This is a genomic window from Micromonospora rosaria (assembly GCF_001567585.1).
Classification (GTDB): domain Bacteria; phylum Actinomycetota; class Actinomycetes; order Mycobacteriales; family Micromonosporaceae; genus Micromonospora; species Micromonospora rosaria.
In genome coordinates this window covers 1-19,341 of sequence record NZ_LRQV01000096.1, presented here as the reverse complement: position 1 = coordinate 19,341, position 19,341 = coordinate 1, and the positions used below count along the sequence as shown (strand labels likewise).

The window sequence follows — 19,341 nt, the reverse complement described above, 5'->3', positions numbered from 1 at the left end:
GCCCTCATGACCAGCGCAGTGATCGTGCTCGCCGGCTTCGTCTACATCGTCATGTCGATCTTCTTCTCCTTCACCCCTCGTTTGCGGGTGGTGCTCGGCCTGCTGGTCGGCGCGCTGCTCGCCGGAGTCGTGGTCACCGAGGCCAACCGCTGGCTCGCCAAGGGCGTCGACGTGGTGGCCGGCCCCATCGGCGACGGGATCGGCCAGAGCACGAAGGAGGTGGCGGTGGCCATCCCCACCGCCCTCGGCCTGGCCCTGGCCATCGTGGTGGTCGTGTTCCTGCGCCGGGGCAAGGGCGGTGCCGGTAAGGGCGGGGACAAGGGCGGCAAGGGCGGTGCCCGGGGCAAGCTCGCCCACGCCGCGCTGGCCTGCGCCCTCCTGCTTCCGATCGTCGTCGGCGGTCTCGGCGAGACCATCCGGAGCGTGACCCAGTGATCTTCTTCGACATCCTGGTGTGGCTGGCGGTGGCGAAGATCGCCGTGCTGATGCTGGAGGACGCCTCCTACGCCGTACGGGGCAAGCAGTCCCCGCGCCGGCTGGCGCGCGAGCGCCACCGGGCCCAGGAGCAGAAGGCCAGCGGGGATGGCGGGTCGGGCAAGGCCCCGGCCGGGCGGTCGGGTGGCAGCGCCTGGTCGGCGGCCGACGGGTACGTGGCCGGGCTGATCGAGGACGCCACTGCGGCGTCCCGGGCCCGCCGCCGCCGGGCTGCCGCCCGCAAGCGTGGCGCCCAGGCCGTCGACGGGGTGTTCGTCGACGTCGCCGAGGACAGCCACTTCTACGCCGACTGCGACGTGTGCGGCTGGCACAGCCGCCCGTACCGCATCGAGGCCAACGCTCGCGGCGCCGGCCGCGAGCACACCCGCACCGAACACCCCGACCAGTACAGCGGCGGGGAGGACCAGGAGGTGACCCAGGACAACGAGACCACGGACGGCCCCGAGGCCGTCCCGCCGGGACCGGACCCGGTGGCTACCGGGCGGCCGACGCTGCGAGTGATCCCCGGCGGCGCCGAGGACCAGGGCCAGGCCCAGGTCGCACCGGTCGTAACCGCCCCGGCGTCGCAGCCGGCGCAGCAGCCGGGGCCGGTGTCGTCGGTGGTGCACACCGACCAGCACCCGTACTGCGTGACGCCCTGCTCCCCCCAGTGCACGGCACCGGCACCCCGGCCGCTCTACATCTGGCGCTGCTCGCTGTGCGGGTCGGCCCGGGGCGGTCACGCCACCGAGGCGGAGGCCAGGACCGACGCGGCCCAGCACGTCTGCCCGACGCCCAACGGCGACCAGGCGACCGCCGGCACCGACACCGCCGTCAAGACCGAGCAGCCCACCACGGCCACCGCTGCGGCGGACAGCCCGACCAGCACCAAACCATCCAGCACCCTGCCCAACACCCTGAAGGAGATGTTCATGAGCATGAACCTGGAAGCCACCGGCCCGGAGGAGATCCGCGCGGCGTTCACCACGGCGGCGGAGGCGGCCGGGGAGCGGTCGGAGGAGGTCGGCGGGGTCGCCGGTGTCCTGACCGAGGCCGCCGACCGGTACGAGGGCCTCGACATGGCGGCCTCAACGGTCGGCCACCTGCGCGACGCCGCCGAGCAGTTCGCCGCCGCGCAGGCCGCGCTGACCAGCGCCCAGGAGGAGCTGCAGGCCGCCCTGGCCGACTTCAACGCCAAGGACGGCCAGGTCGCGGAGGCCGTCGCGGACGCGGGCGGCAACGTCGCGTCGAAGGAAGTCCTGGTCGGCTGACCGACCCAGCTCGCCCCGGGCCCGGGGCGGCGATCCGCCCCGGGCCCTCTCCCCTGCTTGAGCGACAACCTCGGCTCCCGAGATGAGGACACGACCAATGGCGACCACGACCCACACGCAGCAACGATCCGTCTCCGAGGTGCGGGCGGCCCGGCTGGCCCTGCTCGTGTCCCTGCTCGGCACCCTCGTCCTGGCGTTCGGCTGGTTCTTCCGGCGGAGCTGGCGGCGGCTGCTGCCGGTGTACTGGGTCCTCGCCGGCCTGGCCCTGGCCTGGGTGTCCGGGCCACTCGGTATCGCCTGGGGCACCATCGCCGTCGCCGTCCTCGCGATGACGGCCGTGGCGGTGTGCTGGCCGGCCCGTAGCCGCGCCGTCCGCGCCTGGCGGGCCACCATCGTGGTCGCCCTCGGCGCCGTCGCCGCCGGGACGGCCGCCGCCGGTGGACCCGACGCGATGGCCGCGCACCCCATGGCCACGATCTTCCTGCCGACGCTGCTCGGCGCGGTGCTGGGCTGGCCCTGGTGGCACCACCTCCGCCAGCACCCCGTCGCCGCACCCGTCATGCCGGAGTCCTCGGACGCGCCGGTGATCCCGACGGTCGACCCGCTGACCGCTCACTGGGCTCGGCGCTGGCAGACCGAGGTCGTTGACGCGCGGGTGTGCGAGGGCACCACCCTGGTCCACGCCACCAGCCCCCGGGCGGGCGTCACCGAGGCCATCGTGCGGCTGGCGCCCGGCACCCGGCCGAAGCAGATCATCCGGACCGGCCCGGACGTCGAGGTCGCCATGGACCTCGACGAGGGCGCGGTCGGGTGGCGGACCACCGGGAAGACGGCCCGGCTGCAGGTCATCCTGGTCGAGCAGTCCTACGTCGCCGGCGGTGTGCCGTGGACCGGCCCCACCTACGCCGACGGCCGGTGCCAGATCGCGACCTTCACCGACGGCTCCCCCGGCCACTGGATCGTGTCCCGGCCGGGCTTCGGGGTGCTGGGCGGCCTGATGGTCGGCAGCACCGGGGCGGGCAAGAGCCGGGCCGTCGGCGTCCTCATCGCCAACCTGCTCGAAGCGGGTGTGCAGGTCGTCATCGGTGACCCGCAGAACGGCCAGTCCCTGCCGGCCTGGAAGGACGCCGTCGAGTACCACTCCGGTGTCGACAAGACGATCCTGCTGGCCCGCCGGCTGCACGCCGAGGTGATGCGCCGCTCGGCCCTGCTCGCCGGGGTCGGCGTCGACGCCTTCGACGAGAACGACCCGAGGGTCAAGGCCCTCGGACTGCGCCGCCTCATCGTGATCATCGACGAGTGCCAGCTCGTCCTGGTCCCCAACACCCCGCTGGTCGGCCTGGTCGAGCAGGTCGCCGAGACGATGCGCAAGACCGGCGTCGGCCTCGTGCTGGCCACTCAGCTCCCGCAGATGCGCTCCCTCGGCGGGTCGGTGCGGCTGCGTGACGCCCTGGTCGCCGGCAACGCCCTGATCTTGCGCCTGTCCAACCGGGGCTCCGGCACCACCATCCTGCCCGACGACTTCGTGGGCGATCCCTTCGCGTTGGAGCCGGAGATCGACGGCCGGACCACCGCCGGCATGGGTTACCTGCGCCACAGCCCCCGGGTAGGCATGCTCTGCCGCGTCCCGCACCTCGACGAGGCCGCCGCCGCAGCCGCCGCCCCCCGGGTGCCCGTGCGCTGGCAGGTACCCCCGGTCGACCCCACCACCCCGATCAAGGCCCCCGGCGCCAAGACCACCACCACCGTCAGCGCCAGCACCGGGCAGACCACCGCCACCTCCGCCGTGGACCGGCTGCGCGCAGCCTTTACCGGCGGCGGCAAGACCACCGGCCAGGTCGCCCAGCAGCAGGTGGTGGTCGAGGCACAGCCGGTCTCCACCGCGGACTGGGTCCTCGCGTGCCTGCGCCGGGGTCCGGCGTCGGCGCAGGTGTTGCTCGACCGCCCGGACTGCCCGGTGAACCAGGCCCAGCTCTACGCCGTCCTCACCCGGCTCAAGGAGGCCAAGCGGATCACCCCGCCCGTCCAGCGCGGCGGCGCCTGGACCATCTCGGCCTGACCGCCGCCGTGACGGCCGGCCCGACGCCGGTCCGGCCCTCGCGGCGGCTGCCAAGCCCCCCGACCTCTGCCCGCGCCACCCTGCCCGGACAAGGAGCCACCATGGCCACCGACACCCCCCGCACCCGCCGCCGCAAGGCGGCCACCAAGGCCGCCGAGACTCCGGGCGTCGGCGCGCAGATCGCCCGCCGCTGCGGTGAGGCCACCCGCACCGGATGGGAGCACCTCGCCGCCGGGACCGGACGGCTCGCCCGCCGCCTTCCCCCGCCCCGCACTGGTGACGAGGCCGGCCACGACCAGGTCGGACTGGGCCTGCTGCTGACCGGCCTGCTGCTGGCCGTGTCGGCCTGGACCGCCCCGGCCGGTGTGCCCGGCCAGATCCTCGGCCTTCCCGCCGGGCTGGCCGAGGTCCTCGTCGGCCGGCTCGCCGTCATCACGCCCCTGCCGCTGGTCTGGCTGGCGGTGCAGGCGATGCGGCATCCGGCCGGCACCCACACCGTCCGGGTGCTCGCTCACGCCGCCGGCCTGCTCGCCGCCACCGGCGGGCTCGCCGGCCTGGTCGACCTCGCCGCTCCCGGAGCCGCCGGACTGCTCGGCCGGCTCACCGGCGCCGTGGACGCCCTTCTGACACCCTGGGGTGCGGTGCCGCTGCTGCTCGGCCTGATCGCCGCCGGCACCACCGCGATCACCGGCCTCACCCCGGCTGCCGTGGCCACCACCGTCCGCGCCGCCCGCCGCCGCCCGAGCCCCGAGCCGGTCGACCAGGACGACGACCTCGACGACGTTGACGACCGGTTCGACCTCGACCAGGACGACGAGACCCTCGTCCCCGCGCCGGCCGCCCGCCCCTCGGTCCCGGCCCCTGCCGTGCCCGATTCCGTGGAATCGGCCGCCCAGGGTGCGCGGTCCCGGCCAGCGGTGGCCCCGGTGTCCCCCGCCGGGCCAGCCGGGCACCGGCTGCCGCCGGTGAGCCTCCTGGCCACCGGTGACCGGCCGAAGCGGCGCACCGCCGCCAGCGACTCGGTCAGCGCCGCCCTGCAGGCGGTCCTGGACCAGTTCAAGGTCGCGGCGACGGTCAGCGGCTACCAGCGCGGCCCGGCGGTCACCCGATACGAGATCACCCTCGGCCCCGGCGTGAAGGTCGAGAAGGTCACCGGCCTGGCCCGCAACTTCGCGTACGCGGTCGGCACCGAGGACGTGCGGCTGCTCAACCCGATCCCGGGCAAGAGCGCGGTGGGGGTGGAGATCCCCCACGACGACCGGGAGATCGTGACCCTCGGCGACGTGATCCGCTCCCGCCCCAGCGGCAGCGCGCACCGGCTGTTGGTCGGCCTCGGCCGCGACGTCGACGGGTCGGCGGTCACCGCGATCCTGGCCGAGATGCCCCACCTGCTCGTGGGTGGAGCCACCGGCTCCGGCAAGTCCGGGTTCCTCAACGCGCTGTTGGTGTCCCTGCTGACCTGGGCCACCCCGGACGAGGTGCGGCTGCTGCTGATCGACCCGAAGCGGGTCGAGCTGACCGCCTACGCCGGGATCCCGCACCTGGTCACCCCGATCGTCACCAACGCGAAGAAGGCGGCTGACGCCCTGGAGTGGGTCGTGCGGGAGATGGAGATGCGCTACGACGACCTCGCCGCCCACGGCGTCCGGCACGTCGACGACTTCAACCGCAAGGTCCGCGCCGGGGAGATCACCGCCCCCGCCGGCAGCGACCGGCAGGTGCAGCCGTACCCGTACCTGGTCGTGGTGGTCGACGAGCTGGCCGACCTGATGATGGTCGCCCCCCGCGACGTCGAGGACTCCGTCGTGCGGATCACCCAGCTCGCCCGCGCCGCCGGCATCCACCTCGTCCTGGCCACCCAACGCCCCTCGGTCGACGTGGTCACCGGCCTGATCAAGGCGAACGTGCCGTCCCGGCTGGCGTTCGCCACCTCGTCGCTGACCGACTCCCGGGTCATCCTCGACCAGCCCGGCGCGGAGAAGCTGCTCGGCAAGGGCGACGGACTGTTCCTGCCCATCGGCGCGTCCACCCCCACCCGCATCCAGGGAGCCTGGGTCTCCGACGCCGAGGTCGCCGCCGTCGTCGAGCACTGGCGCACCCAGGCCGGCACCACCCCGGCCGGGCTGGCCCGTCAGCCGGCCGAGCTACCCGACGCCGTCCCGGCCGCCGCCGTGGACACCACGGTGGTCGATGGGCTTAGCGACGACGACCGGGCCCTGCTGCGCGACGCCGCCGAGCTGATCGTCACCAGCCAGTTCGGGTCCACGTCGATGCTGCAGCGCAAGCTGCGCGTCGGCTTCGCCAAGGCCGGCCGGTTGATGGACACCCTGCAGGAGCTGCGGGTCGTCGGCCCGTCCGAGGGCTCCAAGGCCCGCGACGTCCTCGTCAGGGCCGACGAGCTGCCCGACCTGCTCACCGCTCTCGGCGGCGGCTCCCCCACCGATCCGGACGACCGCACCGCCACGGTGCTGCCGTTCCCGCGCAGCGGCGCCCGCCGCTGACGCGCCCCAACCGACCGCAAACAGAGGAGAGAGACCGATGCCCGACTTCCGCACCCGCTGCGCCTCGGTGCACCCCACCAGCGGCCACCGCTGCGACCTCGACCGGGGACACAGCGGCTCGCATGAGCACAACACCAGCATCACCTGGCCGCAGCGCTAACCCAGACACGACGCGGGCGGCCCCCTGCCTTCCACGAGCCCGGGGCCGCCCGCCACTCCCCGTGAGAGGAGCACCATCATGATGCCCGACCAGGCTGACCCGACCTACCTCGGCGCGGCGTACGCCGTCACCGTCGACCCCCGCAGCGGCCACCGCCAGTTCCGCATCCCCACGGCCGGGGCGCACGCGGTGCTGGTGGAGATCCCGTCCACCCCGACCGCCTGCACCACCCGCTGTGCCGGCTGCGGCCACACCGACCGGGACGTCGACGAGCTGCAGATCCTCGCCCGCGCGGGCACGCACGCCGCCGCCTGCGGCCGGGGCACCACCACCGCCACCTTGGACGCCGAGGTCACCGCCGTGCGCGCCGAGCTGCACCGCGTCGACCCCAAAGCCTCGGGGTACCTGCAGATGGCCGGGGTGCTGCTCGGCGCCGGCCTGGCCGTCCTCGGCGGCGCGGCGGCCGGCGGCCACCTCCCCACCGCAGCCGTGCGTGTCGGAGCGGGCACCGCCGTGGTGGTCCTCGCCGCCGTCACCCTGCTCCTGCTCGCCTCCCGCCCCCGCCTCGGCGCCGGGGACTTCGGGTTCATGGCGTACGCCGACGCCGACGACGCCCACGGCGTCCTGGCCCGGGTGGCCGGCGGAGACGCCGACCACGTCGCCCAGATGACGCCCCTGTCCCGAGCCCGGGAGCTGTGGTGGCTCTCCCGCGCCACCCGCGCCAAGTATCAAGCGATCGGCCGGGCGGTGCCGCTGCTGCTCGCCGGCTACCTCGGCGCCGCCGCCACCGTCGCCCTCGCCATCTGGGGCCGGTGACCGCCATGGCTGAGGAGTACCGGCTGGACATCGTCACCGACCCCGACCCCGACACCCCGCTGGACATCGCCTACTTCACCGCCGTCGACGCCGACGCCGCCGTGCGCTGCGCCCAGTACCTGCTCACCACGGCCGCCGGCCCCGACGACCGCTACGGCGAGCTGTACGTCCACACCGGCACCGACCGCGCGGTCCACTACGACACCATCCACCTGCCCGCGTGACCATTCAATGCGCGCGAATGGGCGGTCCGAATCGCCGGGCCGCCCATTCGAACGCTCGCATTCGGATTGTCCTGGCACGCAAGGCTGCCGGGCTCATCCCGTTATGTACCGATTTCACGCTGAGACCCACACAGGACTGGCCAGAAACGCCGATCCCGGGGCGCGTCGGCGACCCTGCCGATGGCACAGTGACCGTAAGATCCACGGGTTACAACCCCGGCCCACCCTGGGGCCACCCACAGACTTCGATCTTGAGGGAGCGCCCGCGCTCAACCCCTAACTGCAGACAGCAAGAGAGCCCCACACCCTGTATTTGCTTGGCGGCGGAAGCAGGGTCTGAGGCTCCAACAAGCTCGGAGGAAACAATAGCACCCACCTTCGGGCTGGGTGCAATCTTGTCTCAGGACGCGACTTCGGCGTGTCCTATCCACGGGGCACCACCGCGCCCGGCCTCCTCCCCAGCCCTGCCCGTTCGCGCAGCTCAGACCGCATCTGGTTCGCGCCCAGGACGTAAGCCTGTCGCGTGGTCCAGGGTGTCGCGCGTGCCCACTACCACCCGGCCCTTCCCTGCCCTTGAGGCGGTGTGCCGGTGACCGCTGTCGACGACCAGGCCCCGCGCCCGGGGCAGCGCAGCGCGGCGGTGGAGGCCGCCCTCGCGGCGGTGCGGGCGCGGACACCGGGCCACGCCCGCCGGCCAGACCGGGTCGCCCTGCTGGACGGCCCGGAGGCAGCGGCCCGGCTGGCGGTTACCCCGGACCGGTGGGGCCAGTTCCGCATCGCGGTGCCGGCGCAGGCCCGCTCCCGGCCGGTGCATCCGACGGGGCAGCAGACCGGGTGTGTGCGGTGCGCGGCGGCCGGGGTGGACCGGCAGGGCGTCTCGCGGGACGGGGTCGGGTCGGATCCGTTGTGCCTGCCGTGTTGGCGGGGCCCTCGGGAGCGGCAGGGCGCCGGGAACCGCCGCCGCCTGGTGGCCGAGCTGCGGCAGCGCCTGGACCTTGACGTCCCGGAGGGCTGCGCGGTGTGTGGTTCGGCTCATCCGGTGCCGGAGTGCTGGCTGTGCGGGTGGTCGCACCTCGCGGCGGCGTCGGCTGCCCAGGAGGCCGCCGACGCCGCCGAGGCGGCCCGGGTGGCGGAGGAGTTCGACCGGATCACCGAGATAGCCGAGGCGCAGGACCGCGTCGACGAGCTGGCCGCGTGGGTGGACCGGTTGCACGCGGTGCTGGAGGGCCACCAGGCCGGGTCGGGTCGGGCGCGGGCGGTGCGGCTGCTGGCTGACCTCCTGGCCCGCGACACCGCGGCCCGGTCGACGACCCGGGGCCGCCCCGGCGCCCTCGCCCGGGTCGCCGCCGTGATGGCGGTGGACGCCGACTGGCGCTCGGGACGCCGGGCGATGCCGGGCCGCGCCCGCACCGCCGAGCTGGCCGGATGCACCCAGCGGGCAGTGACCTCGGCGTGGGCCCGCTCCTGCGCCCTCGGGTGGGCCACCCGCACCCACGCCGGCCGCCGGCTGTCCCTGCCCGAGCGGATCGAGACGGGGCGCTCACAGGACCGCGCCTGCTACGACCTGACCCCCGTGCACCAGGGCGACCTGACAGCCCAGGCCGCCCTGGTGCCCACCGCCCTGGCGGTCCTGGCCGACCTCCTCGATCACGCCGACACCCTCCTGGCCGCCGCCCAGCAGCACCTGGACGGGCTCCGCGCCCGCGCCGGCGGGTGGGCCGAGCGCCGGGACGTCGAGCGCCTCGATCGGATGCGCAAGGCGGTGGCCGCCGCCGTCACCCGCGCCGTGGTCGCTCCGGCCATCACCGCGCGACCCATCGACACCGGTAATTTATTCGCCCCCCGCATGGCGCCTCAAGGTGAGAACTTAAGTTCCTGTCCGTACCAGGGTTTGCTGATCTCACCGTCGATCGCGTACGCCGCGTCGGAGGACCGGCGTGGCCGGAGGAAGAGCGGCGCTTCGCGCTCATCGACGAGAGCGGGGCGGCATGATCGTCGGGATGGTGCCGGCCGGTCACCAGGCAGGCATCCTAGGCCGCGCCAAGGGGTGCCTGCCGGATCACGAGCGGCACGTCCACTTCCGAAGTGGTCCGGATGGGCGTACGACCTCGCACGGGCCGTCCAGGACCGGTGGGTGTGGCTGCGCCCCGCTCCCCTGCCCCGGGTCGCCGCGACCCTGGGCGCGACGCTCGGTTCGGACTGGACGGCCGAGGCGCTGGACGCCTGGGTACGGCGCAGCCGGTCCCAGGCACTGCTGGCCGCCCCGGACAACCCGGTCGCGTACCTGCGGGCCGTGCTGGAGGACGTCCTGACCGGTTTGGCCGCGCCGCCGCACCCGGCACGCCGCCACACCGAGCACCGCCGGGCCCTGGTCGTCGAGCAGGCCGCCGCCGACCGGGCGGCCCGCGCCGCCGATCGAGACCAGGACGCCACCGCCGTGGCGGTGCCGGGCCGGCGCAGCGCGGCGGCCGAGGCCGCCCTGGCCGAGATCCGCGCCCGCACCTCCGGGCACCTGCGCCGCACCGATCGGGCCGCACTGCTCGACGACGGGGCCGGTGGCGAGTGCGACTGGCCCGAGGTCGCCAAGCCCGGCGCCGGTCTTCCACCGACAGCCCGGCCCTAGTTCATCCGATGGGACTGGCCGTCCTGCCATGCCCGTGACGCCGCCTTGCCTGCGGCGATCTCTGCCGCGATCCGTGCCCTCTCCCGCTGGTCGGCCTCACGCCGCGCGCGTTTGGCGATCCCAGCGGCGATCTCCGCCTGGCGACGTGCCAGTGCTCGGGCCGAACCGTCACTGGCACGGGCGTCGGCCCGCTGGCGGGCCCAGTCCTCGTCCCGGATCGCCGCGCGGTGATCCTGTTCTTCCTTCGCCACGGCCATCGCCTTGGACATCTCGGTCCACCAGCCGCTCATGATGTTCTCCTGGTCGGGGCGGTCACGCCAGCGCCACATCCGCAGCCGTTGACGCAGAGCCCACAGGGTCTTGTCCGGGCTGTCCCGCACCGACCAGGACACCCCCTGGCCCGGATGCGGCCGGCCATCCGGCAGGTAGTCCAAAGCGCGGAGGACATCCCGCACACACCAGCCAGCAAGGAAGTACGGCCGAAGAGCCTCATAGACGTTGCCCAGGTTGCATCGGGCCAGGGCCGGCACACGAACTCCGATCAACCTGACCGCCGCCTCAATCTGCGCGCGACCGTCAGGTACGTCAGTCGGACCGAAGGACAGGCTGGCCATCGACCTCGAGCAACCCCCGCACCGCCAGACACCACGGTCGTTCCACTGACCCCCAGCGGAAGCGAGGACAGGCGGCCGGAACTCCTCACCACAGTGGAGACACGGAAGATCAGGCGGACGCAGGGACGTCGACTGGGGCCACAGCTCGCTCGACATAGGACGCACACCTCCAGAGGCCGGCACCCTACCTCCCGCGAGGGCCCACAGACGAGACCCCGGAACCACGAGCCCGCCTGTAAGCGGGGTGCTGCTGCGGCCAGGACCGATCGCCGCGCTGACCGCCCGCCTCGAACCGGTGCTGCCAGCGGTGCAAGATGTCGAAGCGGGTGCCCTAGCCCGCATCGCCGAGGCCGAGACCGCGATGGCCGCCGCCGTCGCCCGCGCCCAGGCCCGCAGAGGCCGAACGGAACCAGGCCCTCAACGCGGCCCACCTCGCCGCGCGGCGGCTCAGACGGAGCGACACGCTGCCGTCGCCCGCGCCCAGACCGCCGAACGTGAGGCCGCCGACGCGGTCGCCCAAGCCGCCAGGGACACCGCTGAGGCCCGCAAGGCCCAGGGTCGCGCCGAGGCCGAGGCGGAAACCCGCGCGGCGACCGTCGCCCGGGAGACCGAACGCCGCCGCGCCCTGGAGGCGCAGCACGACGACGTACGAGCCCAGCTCCGCGACGCCCGCGCCGAGGTCGCCAGGGGCACGCGGGGCAGCATCGCCGCCAACTCCGTACGCAGCGCGTCGACCTCAGCCGGGACATCCTCGGCCGTCAGAGGTGGGATCACCAGCTCCCCGGCGTCGGGAAGCCGCACCTTGCCCGGGTTGCCCCTGGCGAGTTGGGTCTCCAGATCCGCCAAGGCGGTGCATCTCGTCATCAGCCTGCGCAGAGCATCGTCCGCCACAGCGGGTTCTCCGACCAAGGTGGCAAAACTTTACCCGCTGCGCCTGCCACTGCTGCGACGTGAGCAGGAACGACGCCGGGTCGGCGTACCGGCGCGAACCCGGCACGAACGCCTCCCGGAGCGCAGCCCGTCGCGCAGCGCGACCAGCACACGCTGATCAACGTCGAGCCGGCACTGGGCGGATCGTGTTCGTCTTTGATCTTGGTTGGGATGCGAGCTCAACCGTCACGGATTGTAACGATTGCGAAGCAAATATTACATATCCGATCAATGCTGGCTTATATTAAATTACGTCGATATGGTGGCTTACCTGAGTAGCGCGGGGTTCTCAGGCGTACACGCACCCGCCGACCCCGATTGCTGCATAGCCGGGATCGCGGGGGAGGTAGCGCTGCCGATGACGAACGACGTAGACGAGGTGGAGTTCGAAGGATTCGTCCGTTCAATCCAACATTGGCTACGGCGTGAGGCTTATGACATCTGCGGCGACTGGTACGAGGCAGAGGATCTTGTTCAGGCGGCGCTGTTCAAGGTGTATCAGCGCTGGAACCGGTTGGACCGGCGGACAGGACTCGGCGCCTACGCCCACCGTGTCGTGGTCCGCAACTTTCTGACGGAACGTCGTCGGCCGTGTTGGCGACACGAGAGCACCACAATGTCCATCACCGCAACGGACAGCGTGCTGGCTCCTGCTTCGCACGCTACCGTCGATGATCGTGTATCCCTGTTGCCGGTGCTGCAACGGCTAGGTCCGCGCCAGCAGGCCGTCCTCACCCTGCGCTTCTTCTATGACCTCAGCGTCACGCAGACAGCACAGGCGCTCGGGTGCACGACGGGAACGGTGACCAGCCAGACGGTACGAGCGCTCAAGGCACTGCGCCGCGATCTGGAAATTCGACCGCCGCCGCGTGCAGCATGCGGCGTCCGACCTCGCGTGTACGTAGCAGCATGCATCGATGGTTAACGGAGGAGCCAGTCAATGAAGTTGCATCGCACACTCGCCACCGTGACCGCCGCACTATTGGCCGGTCCGATGCTGATGGCGGTAGCGGCGCAAGCCGCGCCGGAGGTCGAAGAGAAGGCCTGGAGCCCGACCCTGCTGTCCACCGAGCCGCTGTACAGCGGCTCGGCCGTTCGCCTGCGCTACACCGAAGGGATCACCGTCGTCGCGTCCACCGGCGCGAAGGTGATCTTCACGGGTTCGATGTCTCCGACCATCACGCAGGACGGTCGGCGCGTTTACGACCGTGAGGTGCAGATCGTTGATCCGCAGGGCGTCGGCCAGTCCTCGGCCGAGGCCGCCGCGTACTCGGCTGCGGGCCGCAGCGTCTACGCCGACGCCCTCGCTGCGGGATTCAGCCCCGCCGAGGCGCGGCAGGAGGCCCAACCACAAGGCGCACTCCTGGAAGAGCCACCGATCGTGAGCTCCGGCTGCGTCTACAGCGAGACCAACTACCCGGACCCCGACTTCGAGTGGTCCGGCTGCTACAAGCTGTACAACGTGGACGATGCAGACGCCTCGGCCTGGTACGGGGCGGGCTCCGGAACAGCGCACGGCTGGGGCACCGGCGTGCTCGGCGGCGGCAAGGAACTGCAGAAGGGATCCACCGAGATCACGTGGTCGGGTTCCGGCGTCGAAATCATCGAGGCATCACCGTCTGCCAACCAGAGCGGGATCAACTGTGGCCAGTTCACCGTCGGTCTGAGCCAGATCGTCGAACTCTCGTACCAGGTGCCGCTCTGCAACAACGGCTGGAACGTGACCTGGAACCGGACGGTCCATAAGGTGGAATGGCACGGCGGTAGCGCAGGAGGTTCCAGCGACAGCCGCAGCGCGTCGGGCGCCAGCACGGTACGGCTGCCGTGGAGCACTCCCACCGTGTACATGAACTACCGCATCGGCTGGCAGTACGCCTGCTTCTGCTGACTCCTCCCCGCAGTCCCAGGTCAACCACCGAGCCAGCTGTGGGGGCAGGGTCCCAGTGGCGATGACCGTGTCGCCGACGGTCAACGCGTCGCGGCCGGTTAGCGGGCAGGACCACGAATTGCGGGGTCCGCTCGACCAACGTCGCGGACCGCGCTTTTGCCGCCCCTGCCGATTACCAGCTCACCTTCCCAATGCCCGGGAACCTGCCGGGCAACTTCGTCCCCGCGGCGGCTATTGGCCGCCGCGGGGACATCTAGCCGGAATACTAAAGACATGCGCACTCGCATCATCGCGATCGTCCTAGCCGGGCTGCTCGCTGTGCAGGGTTGTGCCGCCGGGCGTCCCGCCCCCACCGGGCATCCGCCGACCACGGGCCGCCCTGTGGTGTTAGACGCCCGTATACCCGGCTGGGAGACTTCCGCCTGGTTGGCCGAAGGCGCGTTCTGTGTACGCGCGGCCCGCGCCGGAGGAAAGCACGAAGAGGGCAAGGAGAACGAGAGCCTCTTCTGCGACCCCGCGCCCTCGGCTCTGGACACCGTCGGTTCACCGCTGCTGCCCGCCAAGCCGCTGCCCTACCCCGCGCCGTTGGACCCACAATCAAGGGAGATCATCCTGGTTGGGGCCGTGCGCGGTGCTGTCACCAGCGTCTCCGTGACCATGTTCGGCCAGACTGCCACGGCCGCTGTCCATCCGCTGCCCGCGACTGGCGGTCGCCAAGTCGGCGCGTATGCGGTCTGGCTTCCCCGCGGCGACGCCGAGTCCGATGGGATGAATCTTGCCGATATCACCGCCGTTGTCGGCCGCGACGCCGCTGGCCAGATCGTGGCCCAACTGAACTGACAGTCTCGTTCCGGGGCCCGGAGCCCCGGCCGCTCTTCGGGGGCGGCCGGGGATGATCGGGTCTTACTCGGGATCGGCCAGTAGCAGTTGAGCCAGTGAGCGCAGATCATCGGACGTCATCTCGGCGCGCAGAGACTCCGCGATCTTGTCAGGCGTGCCGCCTAGGCGTCGGATGGCGACGGCAGTAGCTGACCGTCGGGAGGTCGATGCCGGTGTAGAAACCCCCTTGTTCTCGGCATGCTGGTTAACCGCGGTTAACTCCGGCTCTGACGGCTGCTGTCGTCGTCTCAGCTCGTGAAGCTGAGACTCGGGGGGCACCTGATGGAGGTCTCGTACCTCGCGCAGTGGAACCTCCCCGGCCCTTACGAGCGCCTGGACCTCCGACGTCAGCTTGAGGAGGTTGAGCCGTTGGGTCACCCACGGAGGAGTGCGTGAGAGCCGGGCAGCCGCCGCTTTCGCCGTACCGCATTCGTGTACGAGGAGCTGGATGGCCTGAGCTTCCTCGATGGGGTCGAGGTTCTCGCGGTCGAGGTTCTCGGCCGCCGTGGCGCTGACCCAGGCCTCCCGGCTCTCGGCCGGACCTGACTTGACGACGATGTCGAGGGTCGGGAGTTCCGCCAGGAGAGCGGCGGCGCGGCGTCGGCCGCCGGTGACCTGGACCCACTTGGCGGTGCCGAGGCTTGATTCGTGTTCTGGGTAGATGTTCAAGAAGGCGTCGCGGGGCACCACGGTGCACGGCTGTAACTGCCCGTGTGTCCGTAGCGAGTCTGCGATGCTTTCGATCTTTGCCCGGTCAGCCGTCAGGTCCCGAGTGTTCAGCGGGTTCGCCGCGACCTGGTGCACCCGGGCCGTCCGCGGCGTTGACTCCGCGAAGCTGGGGACCCGGGCTTCCGGAAGGGCCGGCTCGCTGGCCAGTTCCGAGAGGTTCACCCTCTTGCCGGCCATCTCATGCCTCCTGCAGGTTGGCAGAGCTTCCCTGCAGAGGGACGGTGGATCCGCCGCCGTAACCCATCTCCAACGCCAAGCGGAAGAAGTCCTCTCGGGCCTCCATCGCCACCCGGTTGCGGGGGTACTGGGTCACCACCAGGCCCTCGGCGGATGCCCTGGAGTGCAGCTTGTACCGCCGGATGACGGTGTTGCACATCGGCCATCCCTTGCGCTGGATGAACTGCGCCGTCTGCTGAAGGTCAGGAAGCCCGTCACGAGGATCCCAGGAGTTGACCACCACCCGGTACGGGATTCCTCGAGGGCCGATGACGGACTCGATCGTTCGGGCCGTGGGGTCGTAGCAGAGGGGCTCGGGCACCATCGGCACCAACACGTCGTCGCACTCGTCGAGCGCGGCCTGGAGGATGCGTTCGTCCTCTAGGGAGCCGGGAGTGTCGACGAAGATGTGCTCGTAGTGAAGCTTGCGCAGCTTGCTGAGATCCCGCGGATCGTCGACCTGGGCGAAGTCGAACGGCAAGCCCCCCTGCCGCTCCACCCGGCGGGACCACCACACCGAGGACGCCTGGGGGTCGGTAGACGCGACCATCACCGGGCTCTCGGGGTCGCCTACCGCTTCGGCGGTGGAGCGAAGGATCGGCTCGGGGTTGACCAGTACGTCGTAGGTCACCGCTCCGAGGTTGACGGCGAGCGTGGTCTTGCCCACGCCGCCCTTCTGGTTGGCAACGACATGCACCTGAGTCATGGGACTCCACTTCCGTGTGCTTCCCGGGCCGCCGGTTGCGGACCTCGGTACTTCGGATGACCGTCATGCTAAAACGGAGCTGACCAGGTCAGAAGCCCCGCCCCGCGCGTCGCGGTTAACCGCGGTTAACCAGCCCTGAGGAGTGAGTCCTCCCCTGCGAATCGGCTCAGCCGCCGGTCTGCCTATTGCCCATGATGTATGTGAGGTCTTAGGGTTCGCCTATGGCACGTAGTCCGCGCTACCAGGAGATCGCTGACGACCTGCGGCGACGGCTCGCTGAGGGTGAATGGCCCATCGGTTCGACGCTGCCCAGCATCGGTGAGCTGCAGGGGGAGTATCGCGTGCCAGGGTTGAACACCGTCCGCCAAGCGCAACGCGTCTTGGCTGATGAGGGGCTGATCAGCGCAGTCCAGGGCCGTGGCACCTTCGTCACCGCGCTTCCCGGCCCATCGGGTGACCCGGCCTCTCTCAAACAGGCTCTGCAGGATTTGAGCGCGGCGCTTGCCCGGACGCAGAACGCGATCAACCAGGTGATGCGCCACCTGGACTGACTATGAAGCGAGGCGGCCCCGAAACCGACCAAAGCCCAGGACCGCCTCGCGCTCCCGATGAAAGGAGTTCCACCATCATGACCGATGCCGTGGAATCGGGCCCGGCCGGCTACGCACCGCCACGGGCAGCAGTGACGGCACTGACGCGGGCCCGGACGGTGCCCGACTCGGTGGCCGAGGTGTGGTCGCTCCTGGCCGACGACAAGGCGTACGCCGACCACGACGGGCTCCCGGCCGGCGACGCCGACCAGGCGTGCCAGTGGGCCACCACGGTCTGCGGGAGGCGAGCGTGACCTGCCACGGCTGGACCGCCCGCGCGGACACCGCCGGTGGTATGGAGTTCGTGGCCGACCTGACCGGGGAGTGCTGATGATCGACGAGGCCACCGGCCCGGAGCAGATCCGGATGGCCCTGGCGGTGGCGATCGAGGCCGCCGGAAGGCAGGTCGACGAGATCGGGGGGATGGCGGTGGTGCTCGACGAGGCCGCCGACCGGTACGAGGGGCTGGGGATGGAGGCGACGACGGTGGAGGACCTGCGGGACGCGGGGCGGGCGTGCGGCACCGCCCAGACGGCGGTGGCCGGCGCCGCCGACGACCTGAGGGCCGCTCTGGCCGACTTCAACACCCATGACGGGGCGGTCGCTGACGCGGTCGCCGAGGCAGGTTCCCTGGCGAGCAAGGAGCTACTGATGGGTGACGGTTTCGCTTCCGCTCCGATCGCGGCTACCCCGACCAGCTTCGGCGGGTCGGTCGACAGCACCCCTGCCGTCGGCGCGGCGGGGGACGTGCTCGGCTACGCCGACGGGGACACCTGCCATGGCACCGACCGGGTCGCCAGCGTCGCCGGCCCGGCCACCACCCTGGCCCTGCTCGACTTCGGCGACGGCGACGACCGGTGGGACGGCGGCCGGTACGTCGCGGTGGCCACCTCGCCCGGCACCTGGAACCCGGTGACCAGCGAGGAACGCACCGACGGCAGCGGGCTTTCGTACAGTTACGGGCCACCGCACCTGGACCCGGTCGAGGCCGAGGTTGCCGCCGGGCACCTGGACGAGCTGGCGGACCTCGCCGAGTCCGGCCCCCGGCCGCCTGCGGCCACCCGGTGGGGCAGGGCGGCGCAGCGGCTGGAGCACGTCACGGCCGGCGACGCCGACATGGCGGAGGAGCCGGTCATGATCGGGGACGACGAACTCCCGGTGACCGTGCGGGACCTGCTCGCGTTGCTGCGCGGGAAGGAACCCGCGACCGGCCTGTCGGCCCGGCGGCACGTCACCACGGAGGCCATGGCCCAAGCCGGCGGTGACCCCGGGGCACTGTGGATGGACCTGATCGAGCACGACGGCGCGACCAGGATCGCGGTCACCGGGGTGGAAGGCGAGGAGAGCCCCGACAGTGACTACTGGGACTCCTACACCGCCCGGCACACCCCGGAGCAGGCCCGTGCCCTGGCCGGCCGCCTGCGGACCTTCGCCAGGGAAGCCCGGCTACGCGCCTTCGGCGCGTTGCGCCTGGGGCGCGGCGAAGACGCGCCCTACCTGGACTGGTCGGTGCCCACCGCCGACGGTGGTCGGAACCTGGAGTTCGGCGACGGGCACGACACCGTCGACCTCGACCTCAACCCGACCCAGCTCCGCGAGCTGCACGACGCGCTCACCGCCACGCTCACCGCCGACGACCTCGACGAGGCGTTCAACGCCTACACGCCGTGGGAGAACGACGACCGGTACATCGACTGGTCGGTCTTCGAGTACGAGACCGGCTTCCAGTTGGAGATCGGCGACGGCACCACCGCCGTGACCGTCAACCTCACCCCCGGACAGCTCCGGGCCTGGCGGGATCGACTCGCCACCACCCTGACCGACCGAAGCTAGGAGGCGGGACGAGCTGAGGGGCTGGTGCTGACGTCGCTGGCTCTTCGGCTCGTCCTCTCGAAGGTGACAACTAAGCCGCCGTGCCGTTGGCGGGTCCGACGCAGATGCGGGCCCAACAGGTGCCGTCGGGAGGTTACGCAAGGACCAGACGAGATTCCGGCGAAGGCTGGTGGGTTCCCGGGTCCGTTGGTCGTAGCCGCCACTGCGACAGGGCAGCCCCTTGCTGCAAGTAACTCTCAGTAACAAGAGACGGATGGGTGGAGCAACGCTGACGGGCCGACCAATGATCGTGATATGTCGATGTAGCCGCTTTCAGGGCGCCTTGAGTGAACTCAGTCACACTAGCAAGATTTATGGGGCAAAAACCAAAAATCGGTTCAAATTGTTGACAGCTCTGGGTGGTGCTTGCCGGACAACCAGGGGAGTACGTGTCTCTGATGCGGGTGCATCGAGGGCAGGACCACTGCCCTGTCGGTACCTGGTGGCGCCATGAGACGGAGCGCAGCTCTTCATCCGGAGCCGAGCCCGAGCCCTGTCGGTAGGCATGGTTGTCGCAGGGGGTGACGGAGGCCGAGGACCTCCTGGGCCACCCTTTGGCTCAAAGCCTCCTGTGCTGTAGACGAGGGGCCCCTACCTCTTCCGGAGACTGCTCAGGGTCCATGTAGAGGATGCCCACTGTCGACAATCACGGCGTTGAGGCCAGGGTTTCGCTACTTGAAGGTCGGACACCAGTGTTGAGGAAACAGCATTGGTGTTACTCCGGTTCGGTCGGTCCGCTCGGGGTCAGGTTGGGGTGGCGGTGACTGAGCCACCCCCTCACCGAGTCAC

The 19,341-nt window shown here is 71.4% G+C and carries 17 protein-coding genes and 2 pseudogenes; 14 read left to right on the top strand and 5 right to left on the bottom strand.

Annotated elements, in window-relative coordinates; genetic code table 11:
* Positions 1-6 precede the first annotated feature (6 nt).
* From AWW66_RS22265 to AWW66_RS35585, 8 genes are all read left to right on the top strand, one after another.
* On the top strand, positions 7-435 hold the full coding sequence (locus AWW66_RS22265; protein WP_067369842.1) for a hypothetical protein: 429 nt from the start codon (positions 7-9) through the stop codon (positions 433-435).
* Positions 432-1,745, top strand: coding sequence for a hypothetical protein (locus AWW66_RS22260; RefSeq protein ID WP_067369839.1), 1,314 nt, complete (start codon positions 432-434; stop codon positions 1,743-1,745). Before AWW66_RS22265 ends, AWW66_RS22260 begins: the two co-directional genes overlap by 4 nt.
* A 97-nt stretch (positions 1,746-1,842) precedes the next feature.
* Complete coding sequence (locus tag AWW66_RS22255; protein WP_067369836.1) at positions 1,843-3,804, top strand: helicase HerA domain-containing protein; 1,962 nt, start codon at positions 1,843-1,845, stop codon at positions 3,802-3,804.
* A gap of 101 nt (positions 3,805-3,905) precedes the next feature.
* Complete coding sequence (locus tag AWW66_RS22250; RefSeq protein ID WP_067369831.1) at positions 3,906-6,305, top strand: DNA translocase FtsK; 2,400 nt, start codon at positions 3,906-3,908, stop codon at positions 6,303-6,305.
* Between the two features lie 37 nt (positions 6,306-6,342).
* Positions 6,343-6,465 (top strand): hypothetical protein, encoded by a 123-nt coding sequence (locus AWW66_RS36090; protein ID WP_281179618.1) that lies wholly within the window; start codon positions 6,343-6,345, stop codon positions 6,463-6,465.
* A gap of 78 nt (positions 6,466-6,543) precedes the next feature.
* Positions 6,544-7,281, top strand: coding sequence for a Pycsar system effector family protein (locus AWW66_RS34940; RefSeq protein WP_083978754.1), 738 nt, complete (start codon positions 6,544-6,546; stop codon positions 7,279-7,281).
* A 5-nt stretch (positions 7,282-7,286) separates the two neighbouring features.
* Entirely contained in the window at positions 7,287-7,505 is a 219-nt protein-coding gene (locus tag AWW66_RS22240; RefSeq protein ID WP_067369878.1) for a hypothetical protein, read from the top strand.
* Between the two features lie 589 nt (positions 7,506-8,094).
* Positions 8,095-10,128 carry a hypothetical protein gene (locus AWW66_RS35585; RefSeq protein ID WP_245648420.1) on the top strand — a complete coding sequence of 678 codons (2,034 nt, stop codon included), beginning with the start codon at positions 8,095-8,097 and terminating at the stop codon, positions 10,126-10,128.
* Here the strand turns inward: AWW66_RS35585 and AWW66_RS33900 are convergent.
* A complete protein-coding gene (locus AWW66_RS33900; protein ID WP_067369829.1) occupies positions 10,125-10,742 on the bottom strand; it encodes a hypothetical protein in 618 nt (205 codons plus the stop codon). The two genes, AWW66_RS35585 and AWW66_RS33900, sit on opposite strands and share 4 nt — an antisense overlap.
* A 678-nt stretch (positions 10,743-11,420) precedes the next feature.
* Positions 11,421-11,783: pseudogene (locus AWW66_RS36250) on the bottom strand (Tn3 family transposase); the annotation flags it as partial.
* Positions 11,784-12,030: 247 nt separating this feature from the next.
* Here AWW66_RS36250 and AWW66_RS32925 point away from each other — a divergent pair.
* Together AWW66_RS32925 and AWW66_RS22220 are read left to right on the top strand one after the other, a co-directional pair.
* Positions 12,031-12,597 carry a SigE family RNA polymerase sigma factor gene (locus tag AWW66_RS32925; protein WP_083978756.1) on the top strand — a complete coding sequence of 189 codons (567 nt, stop codon included), beginning with the start codon at positions 12,031-12,033 and terminating at the stop codon, positions 12,595-12,597.
* 15 nt (positions 12,598-12,612) lie between these two features.
* Positions 12,613-13,560 carry a hypothetical protein gene (locus tag AWW66_RS22220; protein WP_067369823.1) on the top strand — a complete coding sequence of 316 codons (948 nt, stop codon included), beginning with the start codon at positions 12,613-12,615 and terminating at the stop codon, positions 13,558-13,560.
* Here AWW66_RS22220 and AWW66_RS36525 read toward each other — a convergent pair.
* A pseudogene (locus AWW66_RS36525) lies at positions 13,554-13,772 on the bottom strand (IS30 family transposase); the annotation flags it as partial. The gene AWW66_RS22220 and the pseudogene AWW66_RS36525 overlap by 7 nt on opposite strands.
* A gap of 61 nt (positions 13,773-13,833) precedes the next feature.
* Here AWW66_RS36525 and AWW66_RS35570 point away from each other — a divergent pair.
* The gene (locus AWW66_RS35570) at positions 13,834-14,400 is read left to right on the top strand and encodes a hypothetical protein (RefSeq protein ID WP_245648418.1); all 567 of its coding nucleotides are present in this window, start codon (positions 13,834-13,836) and stop codon (positions 14,398-14,400) included.
* Positions 14,401-14,463: 63 nt separating this feature from the next.
* Here AWW66_RS35570 and AWW66_RS22210 read toward each other — a convergent pair whose 3' ends face one another.
* A complete protein-coding gene (locus AWW66_RS22210) occupies positions 14,464-15,345 on the bottom strand; it encodes a ParB/RepB/Spo0J family partition protein (RefSeq protein WP_067369820.1) in 882 nt (293 codons plus the stop codon).
* 1 nt (position 15,346) lies between these two features.
* Positions 15,347-16,090, bottom strand: a complete 744-nt coding sequence (locus tag AWW66_RS22205; protein WP_067369817.1) for a ParA family protein — start codon at positions 16,088-16,090, stop codon at positions 15,347-15,349.
* Between the two features lie 221 nt (positions 16,091-16,311).
* Here AWW66_RS22205 and AWW66_RS22200 point away from each other — a divergent pair, with 221 nt between their 5' ends.
* The 3 genes from AWW66_RS22200 to AWW66_RS22195 all read left to right on the top strand — a co-directional run bounded on the left by AWW66_RS22200 (position 16,312) and on the right by AWW66_RS22195 (position 18,513).
* Positions 16,312-16,641, top strand: coding sequence for a GntR family transcriptional regulator (locus tag AWW66_RS22200; RefSeq protein ID WP_067369815.1), 330 nt, complete (start codon positions 16,312-16,314; stop codon positions 16,639-16,641).
* 77 nt (positions 16,642-16,718) lie between these two features.
* Positions 16,719-16,934: a hypothetical protein gene (locus tag AWW66_RS33895; protein WP_157527713.1), complete on the top strand. Its 216-nt coding sequence runs from the start codon at positions 16,719-16,721 to the stop codon at positions 16,932-16,934.
* A gap of 76 nt (positions 16,935-17,010) precedes the next feature.
* Positions 17,011-18,513 (top strand): hypothetical protein, encoded by a 1,503-nt coding sequence (locus AWW66_RS22195; protein WP_157527710.1) that lies wholly within the window; start codon positions 17,011-17,013, stop codon positions 18,511-18,513.
* Positions 18,514-19,341 lie beyond the last annotated feature (828 nt).

Coding starts and splice junctions, on each gene's coding strand:
- AWW66_RS22265 (WP_067369842.1), top strand. CDS start 7: ATGACCAGCGCAGTGATCGTGCTCGCCGGCTTCGTCTACATCGTCATG.
- AWW66_RS22255 (WP_067369836.1), top strand. CDS start 1,843: ATGGCGACCACGACCCACACGCAGCAACGATCCGTCTCCGAGGTGCGG.
- AWW66_RS22250 (WP_067369831.1), top strand. CDS start 3,906: ATGGCCACCGACACCCCCCGCACCCGCCGCCGCAAGGCGGCCACCAAG.
- AWW66_RS36090 (WP_281179618.1), top strand. CDS start 6,343: ATGCCCGACTTCCGCACCCGCTGCGCCTCGGTGCACCCCACCAGCGGC.
- AWW66_RS34940 (WP_083978754.1), top strand. CDS start 6,544: ATGATGCCCGACCAGGCTGACCCGACCTACCTCGGCGCGGCGTACGCC.
- AWW66_RS22240 (WP_067369878.1), top strand. CDS start 7,287: ATGGCTGAGGAGTACCGGCTGGACATCGTCACCGACCCCGACCCCGAC.
- AWW66_RS33900 (WP_067369829.1), bottom strand. CDS start 10,742: ATGGCCAGCCTGTCCTTCGGTCCGACTGACGTACCTGACGGTCGCGCG.
- AWW66_RS32925 (WP_083978756.1), top strand. CDS start 12,031: ATGACGAACGACGTAGACGAGGTGGAGTTCGAAGGATTCGTCCGTTCA.
- AWW66_RS22220 (WP_067369823.1), top strand. CDS start 12,613: ATGAAGTTGCATCGCACACTCGCCACCGTGACCGCCGCACTATTGGCC.
- AWW66_RS35570 (WP_245648418.1), top strand. CDS start 13,834: ATGCGCACTCGCATCATCGCGATCGTCCTAGCCGGGCTGCTCGCTGTG.
- AWW66_RS22210 (WP_067369820.1), bottom strand. CDS start 15,345: ATGGCCGGCAAGAGGGTGAACCTCTCGGAACTGGCCAGCGAGCCGGCC.
- AWW66_RS22205 (WP_067369817.1), bottom strand. CDS start 16,090: ATGACTCAGGTGCATGTCGTTGCCAACCAGAAGGGCGGCGTGGGCAAG.
- AWW66_RS22200 (WP_067369815.1), top strand. CDS start 16,312: ATGGCACGTAGTCCGCGCTACCAGGAGATCGCTGACGACCTGCGGCGA.
- AWW66_RS33895 (WP_157527713.1), top strand. CDS start 16,719: ATGACCGATGCCGTGGAATCGGGCCCGGCCGGCTACGCACCGCCACGG.
- AWW66_RS22195 (WP_157527710.1), top strand. CDS start 17,011: ATGATCGACGAGGCCACCGGCCCGGAGCAGATCCGGATGGCCCTGGCG.